Source organism: Neobacillus niacini NBRC 15566 (assembly GCF_001591505.1).
In the GTDB taxonomy this organism is placed as follows: Bacteria; Bacillota; Bacilli; order Bacillales; family Cytobacillaceae; genus Neobacillus; species Neobacillus niacini.
This window is the reverse complement of record NZ_BCVA01000043.1, coordinates 37,509-49,910: the sequence shown is the minus strand read 5'-3', so window position 1 is coordinate 49,910 and position 12,402 is coordinate 37,509. Positions and strand designations below refer to the sequence as shown.

11 protein-coding genes are annotated in these 12,402 nt (G+C 38.6%); 1 reads left to right on the top strand and 10 read right to left on the bottom strand.

Translation table 11 applies throughout. The features are described from left to right. Nucleotides 1–118: 118 nt before the first annotated feature. A complete protein-coding gene (locus BANA01_RS23180) occupies nucleotides 119–592 on the bottom strand; it encodes a SprT family protein (protein WP_034673259.1) in 474 nt (157 codons plus the stop codon). 92 nt (nucleotides 593–684) lie between these two features. Here BANA01_RS23180 and cmpA point away from each other — a divergent pair, with 92 nt between their 5' ends. After that, nucleotides 685–798, top strand: a complete 114-nt coding sequence (gene cmpA / locus BANA01_RS29690; RefSeq protein ID WP_095251326.1) for a cortex morphogenetic protein CmpA — start codon at nucleotides 685–687, stop codon at nucleotides 796–798. 405 nt (nucleotides 799–1,203) lie between these two features. Here cmpA and BANA01_RS23175 read toward each other — a convergent pair whose 3' ends face one another. From BANA01_RS23175 to BANA01_RS23135, 9 genes are all read right to left on the bottom strand, one after another. Then, complete coding sequence (locus BANA01_RS23175; protein WP_034673262.1) at nucleotides 1,204–3,393, bottom strand: Tex family protein; 2,190 nt, start codon at nucleotides 3,391–3,393, stop codon at nucleotides 1,204–1,206. Nucleotides 3,394–3,540: 147 nt separating this feature from the next. Further along, the gene (locus BANA01_RS23170; protein WP_034673264.1) at nucleotides 3,541–3,891 is read right to left on the bottom strand and encodes a type II toxin-antitoxin system PemK/MazF family toxin; all 351 of its coding nucleotides are present in this window, start codon (nucleotides 3,889–3,891) and stop codon (nucleotides 3,541–3,543) included. Nucleotides 3,892–3,895: 4 nt separating this feature from the next. After that, nucleotides 3,896–4,177 (bottom strand): CopG family ribbon-helix-helix protein, encoded by a 282-nt coding sequence (locus BANA01_RS23165; RefSeq protein WP_034673267.1) that lies wholly within the window; start codon nucleotides 4,175–4,177, stop codon nucleotides 3,896–3,898. A gap of 184 nt (nucleotides 4,178–4,361) precedes the next feature. Then, nucleotides 4,362–5,525 carry an alanine racemase gene (alr, locus tag BANA01_RS23160; protein WP_034673270.1) on the bottom strand — a complete coding sequence of 388 codons (1,164 nt, stop codon included), beginning with the start codon at nucleotides 5,523–5,525 and terminating at the stop codon, nucleotides 4,362–4,364. 166 nt (nucleotides 5,526–5,691) lie between these two features. Beyond that, a complete protein-coding gene (gene ade, locus BANA01_RS23155; RefSeq protein ID WP_034673272.1) occupies nucleotides 5,692–7,416 on the bottom strand; it encodes an adenine deaminase in 1,725 nt (574 codons plus the stop codon). Between the two features lie 81 nt (nucleotides 7,417–7,497). Then, nucleotides 7,498–8,379, bottom strand: a complete 882-nt coding sequence (gene rbsK / locus BANA01_RS23150; protein WP_034673273.1) for a ribokinase — start codon at nucleotides 8,377–8,379, stop codon at nucleotides 7,498–7,500. Between the two features lie 19 nt (nucleotides 8,380–8,398). Further along, nucleotides 8,399–9,355: a nucleoside hydrolase gene (locus tag BANA01_RS23145; protein WP_235847210.1), complete on the bottom strand. Its 957-nt coding sequence runs from the start codon at nucleotides 9,353–9,355 to the stop codon at nucleotides 8,399–8,401. Continuing rightward, nucleotides 9,355–10,275 (bottom strand): carbohydrate kinase family protein, encoded by a 921-nt coding sequence (locus tag BANA01_RS23140; RefSeq protein ID WP_034673277.1) that lies wholly within the window; start codon nucleotides 10,273–10,275, stop codon nucleotides 9,355–9,357. The genes BANA01_RS23145 and BANA01_RS23140 overlap by 1 nt, the downstream gene beginning before the upstream one ends. Before the next feature lie 13 nt (nucleotides 10,276–10,288). Then, nucleotides 10,289–12,397: an ADP-ribosylglycohydrolase family protein gene (locus BANA01_RS23135; protein ID WP_034673280.1), complete on the bottom strand. Its 2,109-nt coding sequence runs from the start codon at nucleotides 12,395–12,397 to the stop codon at nucleotides 10,289–10,291. Between the last annotated feature and the right edge of the window lie 5 nt (nucleotides 12,398–12,402).

Below are 12,402 nucleotides of genomic sequence, written 5' to 3'. Positions count from 1 at the left end.
TAATATGATGTTTCTTCAGCCGAACAAGCAGATCATCTTGTCGACTCTTTACATTATAATGACGTTGTATTATAAAGTCAATACGATTTTTCGATAAAATAAGTTGCAAAATATTTCCTTAATCCCCTTGTAACTCTTTTACCTTTACTAGCTTACCTCTACACTTTCCACACACGTAACGACTTGTATTAATACTTCGTTTTCTTTTGTATTGCTGATGGCATATTGTACATTGATACAGGAGGATTTTTGTGGAGATGCGTTTCTTAGGTTTGTCTAGCAGCGGACTGCAAAACCTCGGTGCACCTACTTTTTTTAATAACATTTTAAAATCGGAATCACGGTGCTGATATCCTCTTCCTTCTATATGAAGATGGTAATGGCAGAGTTCATGTTTAATAATTCCAATTAGTTCATTTAATCCTAGTTGATCTAAATACTTTTTATTAATATCGATATTGTGAGTCCCAAGCAGGTATCTGCCCCCAGTGGACCGGAGCCTGTTATTAAAAGAGGCTTTATGCCTAAAGGGCTTTCCAAACGATTCAATTGAGACTTTTTCAACCAGTTTTTGTAGTTCTTTATCCTCCATTTAGATTCCCTCCTACTTAAAGCGAACGTGACAACCTATTATAGCATATATTGTATATACCTTTAATGATCTACTTTTCGGGAGGTTGAACTATGCCGACTTGGTTTCAAAACCAGATGAAAAGAGCTTTCTACGAGAAGGACCGATACCAAATTAAACTGTTAAATCAATGCTGGTTTTTTTACAGAAAAAAACACATTTCGTGAGACTTCCAGTTGCAACAACAAAATCTATTGGTTACCATTTTTCTATTTTCCTTTTTGCTATGGTAGCCAATAACCTCTATTGGTTACCACTTTTTCAATTTTTCTCTAATGTTGGTCATCATGAACACTCTTTGGTTACCACCTTTTCAATTTCTCCCTAATTTCGGGCATCATGAACGCTCTTTGGTTACCACTTTTACAGTTTCTTTCTAATTTCGGTCATCATAAACGTTCTTTGGTTACCACTTTTTCAGTTTCTTTCTAATTTCGGTCATCATAAACGTTCTTTGGTTACCACTTTTTCAATTTCTCCCTAATTCCGGTCATCATGGACGCTCCACGTGTTATTAAAACACAAAAAAGATGACCATCCATATTAAACGGTCATCTTCTATTAAAATTTCTTTATTTTGACGGCGGCAGCATGGTTAACGCGACTCTGCCCTTTTTCATATCGACTGAGTCTACCCAAACGGTTACGACATCCCCAACCGATACGATATCTAATGGGTGTTTTACAAATCGATTACTTAACTTCGATATATGAACCAATCCATCCTGCTTAACACCGATATCGACAAAGGCACCAAAGTCTACTACATTTCTAACCGTTCCTTGCAGCTCCATTCCAGCGCTTAAATCTTCTAATTTAAGAACATCCTTTTTCAATAAAGGACGCGGCAAGTCGTCACGTGGATCGCGTTCTGGCCTTACTAGTGCATCGATGATATCTTTTAATGTTAGTTCTCCAATAGATAATTCAGCAGACATTGCTCTGAGGTCGAGTCCACTAAGCGCATCCCGTAATTCAGCTGTTCCTAAATCCTTGGCTGAAAAACCTAAGCTAGTTAATAGTTTTTTCACTTCATCATAGTTCTCCGGGTGAATTCCAGTTCGGTCTAAAGGTTGCTTTCCATCTAATACACGTAAGAAGCCAATTGCTTGTTCATAGGTTTTCGCTCCCAAACGCGGGACTTTCTTTAATTGCACCCTGCTTGTAAACTTCCCTTCCTCTTCCCTTTTCTTAACAATATTGTGTGCAGCGGTTTTGGTTAATCCCGCTACATATTGGAGTAAGGACGCTGAGGCTGTATTGACATTAACACCTACACGGTTTACTGCTGTTTCCACCACAAAATGCAAGGATTCTGAAAGACGCTTCTGCGTTACATCATGTTGATATTGACCCACACCTACGGATTTAGGATCAATCTTTACTAACTCAGCTAGTGGATCCTGCAGTCTACGTGCGATGGAGACTGCACTTCTTTCTTCTACTTGAAAATCAGGAAACTCTTCTCTTGCTATATCAGAGGCAGAGTACACACTAGCACCCGCTTCATTCACAATTAGATAGTAGATTTCCTCATCCATTTCTTTTAGGATATCTGCCACAAATTGTTCGGTTTCTCTAGATGCAGTTCCATTACCAATCGCAGCCATCTCCACTTTATAATCACGAAGAATTCGAATGAATTTTTCCTTAGCTTCCTTTGTCTTAGATACGGGCGGATGCGGATAAATCACATCAATTTTCAGTACCTTACCAGTTTCATCTACGACAGCAAGCTTACAGCCTGTCCGATACGCGGGGTCAACACCAATAACCACTTTCCCTTTCAACGGCGGCTGTAAAAGCAGGTTTCGAAGATTTTCAGAGAATATATGAATGGCCTGCTCTTCACCTTTATCATTAAGCTCACTTCGAATTTCCCTTTCAATCGAAGGCTGAATCAGACGCTTATAGCTATCTTCAATAGCTTCTATAACATATGCTGCTGCAGGTGAATGCTGAACGCGCACCCATTTTCTTGTTAGGTAGGATAAGATAATATCATTATTTATTTTTATAGATACCCTTAAGATATCTTCCTTTTCTCCACGATTTAACGCAAGGATTCGATGTGGAACAATTTTATTTACAGGTTCCTCATACTCATAGTACATTTCGTAAACCTTTTTCTCGTCCTTCTCTGCGTCTTTAACGGTTGATTCTACTTTTCCAGACTTAAAGGTTTCATTCCGAATCCACTTTCGGCCTTCAGCATCGTCAGAGATCATTTCTGCAATGATATCCTTTGCACCAGCAATCGCTTCTTCAACAGTAAGGACTTCTTTTTCATCAGATAAAAATTCCTTAGCTTTATCCTCGATTGGTGTCATCGGAAAGGTTAAAAACCATTCTGCTAACGGCTCTAAACCCTTTTCCTTAGCAACCGTTGCTTTTGTACGTCGCTTTTGCTTATACGGCCGATATAAATCTTCAACTTCTTGCAGCTTTTCTGCTTTCGTTATTTTAAGTGTAAGTTCGTCGGTTAGTTTACCTTGCTCCGCAATGGTACGAAGTACTTCTTCTTTCCTTTGCTCAAGGTTTTGTATGTATTGCCAGCGTTCCTGGATATCTCGTATTTGGACTTCATCTAGGGCCCCTGTCATTTCTTTACGGTAGCGGGCAATAAATGGCACGGTATTACCCTCATTCAATAAAGAAATAACACTTTTCACCTGTTTTTGAGATATCGCTAATTCGGCAGCTACCTTTCCAAGAAGCTGTTCATCTTTCACAACTGTATCATTCACAACACAAACCTCCATTCCTATTACCATATTGTATCAAATTAGCTCAATCGATTCACATAAATAAAAAAAGCAAGCTAATTAGCTTGCTAAAAGCAGAAACAACTATGAGGGCAGAACATCCGTATAAAAAAACGCTCTTTCTTAAAAGAGCGTGCATACATGCTAAAATTCGATGAGACCTATACTTACTCGCAAGGCTTCATCCACTTTTTCCATCATTTCGTCATCGAGATGGGTTATTTTATCGGTTAACCGCTGTTTATCAATTGTACGAATCTGTTCTAAAAGTATGACTGAGTCTCGTTCAAAACCGTAGCGCTTCGCATCAATTTCTACATGAGTGGGAAGCTTCGCTTTTTGAATTTGTGCTGTAATCGCTGCAACAATAACTGTGGGACTAAACCGATTCCCGATGTCGTTTTGAATGACAAGTACAGGACGGACGCCGCCTTGTTCAGAACCAACAACTGGGGATAGGTCCGCGAAATATACGTCACCACGCTTGACAATCAAGGGATTACCCTCCGCTTACAAGACGTTCAACTGTGTGCTCTGCCTCAAATTCTGCTTGAAACATTTCCGATGCAATCGTTAAATTGATCATCGCCATTTCCATGTATCCACGTCTCATGGATTCGCGAATTTGTCTCTTTTTTCGTTCGCGTAAATACATTTTAGTTGCTTGATAAATAAACTCGCTCCGGTTAACGTTTTCTAATTTTACAAAACCATCTAACTCGGTTAAAAGATGTTGCGGTAATTTCACTAAGATTTCCGTAGTTGCGCCGGATTCAGACACAAACATACACCTCCACCATCACTACACACCAATTTTTCTATCTACCATATTTTATAATAACACTTAATGCCCAAAATGCATAGACTAATTATAATACTACTGTATTATAGGCCAAACAAACTACCTTTTATGCACTAAAATTCCGCATTATCATAAATATGTTACATTTTCATTATTAGCCCACTTATTCGTGAAGAAGGTAATTTTTTAATACGACAATTTCCCCACCCTGTTTATATAGACGAGGTACTCTCGTTGAGATAATACACGGTACTTCGTAATTGATCGTTTCTAACTTTTGAGCAATTTCATTAACAGAAATGAATTCATCTTCCTGTTTGCCAATTAAGGTCACAGTCGTCCCTACTGGAACAGCATGTGGTAATTTTACCATACATTGATCCATACAAATCCTGCCAACAATTGGTACCCTTTTCCCCTCAACCAATACTTCCTGACCCTGGAGCCGACGGATCCATCCGTCTGCATAACCGATTGGAATGGTACCTATCCACTCTTCTCCCTCCGTCTCATACGTAGCACCATAGCTAATCTTCTCACCCTTATCCAGTTTTTTCACATGGACAAGTCTTGAACGGAGCGAAAAAGCTTCATTTAACGCGAGAGGCAGTTCATGTTCAATCTCGGGAGAGGGTGTTAATCCATACATCGCGATTCCAAGACGAACAGCATTAAAATTAGCCTTCGAGAAGCGTAATGCTGCTGCACTATTACTGCAGTGCACGTACTTCGGCCGTTCTTTTAAAACAGATAATAAATCATGAAATAACTTCAGTTGTTGTTCGAAATAAGTTAGATCCACCTCATCTGCTGTAGCAAAGTGTGTAAATATCCCCTCAATATTAATACGCTCATTGTTAGATATTAATTGCACAACCGCTGCTAACTCTTCCTTAGTTCGGATTCCTATCCTCCCCATGCCTGTATCTAGCTTAAGGTGAACGGAAAGGACCTTATCAGAAGGTAAATAGGATTGAGCTGTTTTGACCCATTCCAATTGAAAAACCGTAATCGTGATGTCCAACTTGACTGCAAGTTCAACATCCTCTGGTCGAGTTGCACCTAAAACTAAAATAGGCGCTTTTATCCCTTTATTCCTAAGCGCAATGGCTTCATCCATGAATGCAACTGCTAAATAGGTCGCTCCCGCCTGCAGTGCACTCTCCGCAACTTGTACATCTCCATGGCCGTAGGCATTTGCCTTAACCACCGCTATAATATCGACATTTTCCGGCAAAAGTTTTTTAACCGAGGCAACATTTTCAGTAATACAATCTAAATCGACTTCTGCCCATGTATCTCTATAGAAATAGCCCTGCTCTTGCATGTCTCCACTTCCTATTAAACTAAAGTTATTACAAATTTTATTTTTACTTTTTGATTATCGAACTTGTTTTATTATATGTCAAATACCATATTAGGTTTGAGGATATTGTTTTAACTAACTAATCCTTCTTTCGTTAGAATTTGTTTTTTAAAATCTGGATAAGGTACTATGCCTCAACTTTTATATGATTAAAAGAAACAACATCAAATAACCCTTTATCTGTTAGTTTTAATTCTGGGATCACCGGTAAACATAAAAACGATAAAATCATAAAAATATTTTGTGAGTGGTGGTCTACAATGGTCTCCAGTATTTCATGCATATCTAAAAGTTTCTTGACCGTCACCTCATAAGGTTGGTCAGACATTAATCCAGCAACCGGAAGTTCCACTCGAGCTAAAATTTGTCCATTATTAACAATGACCAATCCCCCCTGAGTCTTTTGTAATTCTTCTATTGCTAGGATTATATCTTTATCATTCGTACCAGCCACGACAATATTATGTGAATCGTGCGCAACGGTGGAGGCGATTGCCCCACACTTTAGTTTCAAACCGTGGACAATACCCAATCCAACATTACCCGTTCTTTTATGCCTTTCACAAACTGCCATTTTAAGATAATCCTTTTTTGGATTACTTATAAAAAAGCCATCTTTAGAATCGGCAAAGTCAACTCTTTTTCTGGTAATCAGTTTGCCAGGTAAAATTTCAATGATATTAGCCTTTTGTCCTTCTTTAAGAGGGATATTCAGCATTTCTTCAGTAATTTTTGGAGTATTTACCGAATTCATAATAGATCTTGGAATCTGGGCTTGTTCTTTCCTTTGTTGACTTTCAATATCCACCATTTTCCCGCTCTTTATCACTTTATGAATGGACAAATCGGCAAGATCATCCACTATTAGTAAATCCGCGATATACCCTGGAGCAACAGCCCCTTTATTTTCTATTCCATGGCATTTTGCATTGTTAATTGTCGCCATTTGAATGGCGATCAACGGGTCTAATTCATTTTTTACGGCAAGTTTAATTGCATGGTTGATTGTGCCCTCCTCAACCATTTCGTCGAGATGTTTATCATCAGTACAAAATGAAAACCGAGTACTATTCTTTGTAGTAATGGCAGGCAAAATCGCCAATAAATCTTTCGCCGCAGAACCTTCTCTCACCAAGACATTGAAACCCTTTCTTACTCGAGTTATAGCCTCATTGGCATTTACCGCCTCGTGATCATTGCGAATCGAAGCAATACTATAAATATCAAGTTTATCATCACTTAAACCTGCAGCATGGCCATCAATGACCAATTTCTTGTTTTTCACCATTTCAATCTTTTCCATCATATCTTGTTCATAATTAATGACTGATGGATAATCCATTACTTCTGCTAATCCAATAACTTCGTCATAATCTAATAGCTTTCTTAAATCATTTGAAGTGAGGGTTGCTCCATTATTTTCAAACTTCGTTGCTGGGACACTAGATGGTAATTTTACTAGGATGTCTACTACAGAGTTTTTCGCATCATCTATCATAAACTTGATACCCTCTATACCTGATACATTGGCAATTTCATGCGGATCCGTTACGACGGTAGTAATTCCATGTTTAATGATAGCTCGAGAGAATTCAGATGGCCGCACCATAGTTGATTCAATATGAATATGACCATCAATCAGCCCAGGTATAATGTACTGATTGGAAACATCAATTACCTTTTGGGATGTTTCAAAATGGCCTATCCCAACAATGTATCCATTAAAGATGGCAACGTCTCCTTTAAAGGTCTCCAAAGAAAAAACATCTACAATCTCTCCATTTTTTAATACGAAATCAACTTCATCAATCTTTTTAGCCTTTCCGATTAAGTCTGAAATAATTGCCTTCATGATTATCCTCCACAGTATAGTAAAAAAAGATGGTGGATAAGTTATCATCGCTCATAACTCTTCCACCATTCTTATTATTACTTAATTTCTATTCGCTAATCGATTTCTAACATCATCAAAAGACGGCATTCCTTGCTGAGCTCCCAGTTTCTCAACTGAAAGAGAAGCTGCAGCATTTGCAAATTGAACAGCCTCTCTTAAAGCATAACCTTCACTGATCGCAAAGCCAAGTGCTCCATTAAATGTATCACCAGCACCGGTCGTATCTACTACAGATGTCTTATAGCCGCTGACTTGAACAACCTCTGTTCCATCGTAATAGGCTGCACCAGCTGCCCCTAATGTTACAATTAGTTTATTGGGGTATGTCTTTAAAATTTCATCAGAATACCCGCCAAAAATTTCAATACATTCTGTCTCATTCGGTGTAATATAGGTCGCCATTTCAATCATTTCCTTCGTACAAGAAGCAGCAGGTGCCGGGTTTAAAAGGACTGGCACCTTGTGTTTCTGGCAAAGCTCAAGTACTCTTTCAACAGTTTCTGGCAATATTTCTAACTGAACAATCACCATGCTACTTTTGGGTAGAACTTCATTCACTTTTTGAATATGCGAAGGAGATAAACTAAAATTAGCCCCAGGGACAACAATAATACTATTATCACCCTCCGCTAAGATGATTGTAGCAACTCCTGTTGATTGAGCATTGTCTATATCGAGATAATCAATACAAATGCCCTCTTTCAATAAATGGTTTTGGAGGTCTTCCCCAAAACTATCCAAACCTACACTACCTACAAAATTCACATTACCGCCTAACCTAGCAGCTGCAACAGCCTGATTTGATCCCTTTCCGCCGGGAAAAGTTGAAAAAGAATTACCTAAAAGCGTTTCCCCTTGGACTGGTCTTTTAACAGCTTCGACTACTAAGTCCATATTGACGCTGCCCACCACTGTGATCATTTCATCACCACCGGCCTCATTATTTTAAAACTGTACGCATCACAATGTCTAAGAATTTTTCATAATCAGCTTCGTAAGCAATATCAACCTCAGGTAAGTTGTTCCATGTGTGATGATGTCTTGTATCTAGGACTGTCATTCCAAGTGTAATTTCCCCTTTGGTTTCAATGCCTACCTTTCCTCTTAGTGTTTTTATGGTTGATTCATCAATTATAGCACCAATCGCCATCGAATCGATTAACACACAATAGGATTCAAAGCCCCTGCCATTTACAAATTGAATCATGTTTAATAGAAAATCAGCCTCTTTTGTCTTCGCTTCTTCAAGTATCCTTAAATGCTGCTCGGTAAAATTCACGTCAAAGTGTGTGGCTACGTCTAATCCAATCGCAGTTAACGCAACACCTGATTTAAATACAATATCCGCCGCTTCAGGATCCACATATACATTCCATTCACTTTGGGGATTGTCACCTGTAGCATTTGCTGTAGAATATTTGTTCAGCCCATATGCTCCGGCAATGGCATAGATCCCTTTAATCATTGGAATGATTTCCGGACTTTTTAAGAATGCCATTGCGATATTTGTTAATGGCCCAAGTGCAGCGATATACAGTTCATTTGGATATTTTTTCACCGTATCGATTATTAAATCAATAGCATGCTGACTGACCAGCTCCATAGAAGGATCAGGAAGATTCGCATTTGCCTGGCCATCCTCTCCGTGTGTAAAAGGATCATTGGGTAGATCTCGGACAATTGGTTTAGCCATTCCTCGGGCAACCGGTATGTCCGTTATATTTAACAATTCAAGTGTTTTTCTTGCATTCACACTCGTTATATCTACATGATAATTACCTGAAACAGTGGTAATCGCTTTAATATCAAGCATATCAGATTTACATGCCAGGATAATCGCTAATGAGTCGTCCATACCTGGGTCACAATCTATTAAAACCTTTTTTATTTCTTTCACTATGATTCACCTTTCTTGTCCATCATTTTATTCAGCTGCATATACGCTTTGTTTCTTGTATTTTGATCGATTCTAAGAGGAACGCCTTCTTCCTCTATACAAATGGCTGCACTGATACTTCCCATCAAGCCCATTTCTTCTAAAGAACGATTCTCACAAAATCCAATTAATACTCCGGCTGATGAACTATTGCCGCCACCAGTAACATCAACAACATTTACATCCTTCACACTGCTTATTTTTACCGTGCTGTTTTTGGTGACCATGTAGGCACCCTTTGATCCAACTCTTAAAAATACAGTGTTGATGTTCCATTCTTTCAGCCGTGTAATAATCACTTCTAAATCTTCTTCTGCGAACAATGTCTTTGCTTCATTTTTATTAATTGAAAATACATCTATGTTTTCAACAATTTTTCTAACCTGATGTAAGTATTCAACGTGTGCAGAATCAGCATTGATTTCCCACATTATTTTAAGTTTTTGCTTCTTATTGAAGCGGAGTAACTCTTCCCAAAATGCTTCATCATGGTCCTTAAATACGTACATACCCACCGTTTCACTCGTTGCTGCTTCAGCAATTTCATTCATTGTGGCATTCATTTTTTTATAATGGTCAATCCCATAATAGGGGGTTTCTGTTCGATTATCGTCATCTTCATATTGGATAATCGTTTTTGGTGTCCATGGATCTTTTATGATCAAATTTTTTGTTGATAGTCCGTTATTGTTAAACCACTTAAAATGGAGTCCAGCAAAATCCTCTCCAACACCGGTCAAAATAGATATATCGTCCGTCCAGACCTTTGCGCCTGCCAACGCATAAACACCGGCCCCGCCTAGGGCATATTGGACTTCCCGACTATCTTTTTTGTGAATTTCATCCGTTACAGCCGTAGAGACGATTAAATATTTAGACATCCAATTCACCTCTTTAATCAAAACTAATATTTTTTACAGAGAATCCATCCGCAACCATCGTTCCTTCATCCATAATGAATCCCGCAGCGCCACATGAATACGTATGATTTGGATCATTTACTTCTATTAAGACTTGTCCATCCACAGTTACAAAGAATCTATTTCCATAAGCTGAAAATTCCATCTTATAGAGCTTGTCTTGTTTGTATTCAAATGGAATAGATCCTAAAATAATTTCATTGTGATCCTTCTTACAAATAATGTCCAAATGCTTGCCGCCAACAAACTTAGCCGCATAATACCGCCGGTGCCCATTACTTCGCAGGATTAAACCAGCAGAGGTATGCAGGCTTAATTCTAATGCAGACTCAACTGAATAATCTTTCCAGCATTGGGTCCCAATCGTTGCCACGCCATTCTTTTCATGATGAGAAATACAATAAGTATATTTAAAGTCGGCAGCAAAGTGCTTAGCTGAACTGGACCATGCACTTAACCAAAATGGATTGGTGTTCCAAATCGAAGTCATCAACATTCCTTTTTGATAAAAGTGACTTGGTGCCTCGTTCCAATCAATTTCCTTAATCATAATCCTTCCATCAAACTGTTTTTCTGAAAGGATTTCGTAACCTAGCCGGAAAATGGACATCCCTTCGGTATCAGGAACAACCCACTCTATTTTATTTTCACCTTTTTTTAAGGGTAAAGGTTCACTTTCAAGCCTTTTAATTTCATTGTGAATGTCATAATAAAGGACGTATTGCTTGATTTGCACTTCATCTTCATTAAAATGTTGAATGACTGACGTTACTTTTTGTGAAGCATATAACGTTGGAGACGCAGTCGTAGCAAAGTTTACCGCTAATTTATCAAATTCAAGAAATACCGGTGTCGATACATGTAGACTCAATCCTTTGGCAATTCCTTTGCACTCCAGTAACAAACCATTTTCATCTGAAAGCTCATTTGAATTATAGACTCTAGTATACTTTGTGTGATTTTTTGAATAGGGACACAGATCAAATCCTTGTGTCGAACCTTTAAAATCAAATGTATAGTTCTTTTCTTCCCGCAGGTAAGTTTCACCTTTTAATCTGTGACTGGCTTCAATAATTTTATGTGTTTCTTTTACGGCGTCCGTAACCACCGAGCCTCCATCCGCAGAAACAACATACAACAAATCTCTCACTGGGTCTCTAAAATCCGGACCAGCGCTTATTCCTTCTAATCCTAAGCGAATTCCATTCAAACAGCCTACATTCCCTGCATTACAATCCGTATCCCAGCCAGCGGAGGCCGCAATCATGATTGATTTTTGAAAATCATCTTCTCCTAAAATCAATGCCGTTAGCAGCATTAAATGATTAGGTACAATATGACAGGTTCCAGGAAATTGTTTATATCCATATTTTCTGTCCAAAAACTCTCTTACTTTTCGCCAATCCTTTTCACGGCTGCACACGTCTCTTGTTTCCTGGATGGCATTTAGTAAGAATGGATTTTCAATATATGTTAAACCTTTATCTAAAAGCTTATTGATATCCTTCTCCTCAAATGCCATAGCTTCCATAGCACCCAGCAAACAAGCAGCTTCAACAGCCATCCCATCATGACTTACACTTGCTGAAGCTTTTATCAGCTCTACTGCTCGATCAGGATCGTTCGGGCACGCCATGGCAATCGCATCAATAAAAATTTGGGCACCAATTTGTTCTGCTAAGGTTGAACCATTCATTTCGATCGAACCGCTTAATGGAGCTTTTATCCCATTCTTTAATCGTAAGAACGCAGTATGCTCGGTGGATCGACCCAAGCCGCCCCACCAAAGGACTGTTTTATCTTCAATAATGTAATTTAGCCAAGTATCACCAAACTTTTCAGCAGTCAACTCTTTATAATCGTAATCTTTTAATGCTTTAAAAAATCCGAATGTACCTGATAAATCATCATCAGCCACTACGAGCGGAACTCCGCATTCTTGATGAACATAGTAATTGATTTCATCAAATTCAGCTTGGATTTTCTCATACGCCCAGCCTTCTACCGGTCTGCCTAGATAAACCCCTATCATTTTCCCTAATACCCCTGCATAGGTTAACTCTGAATAATTCATCAATACCATACCGA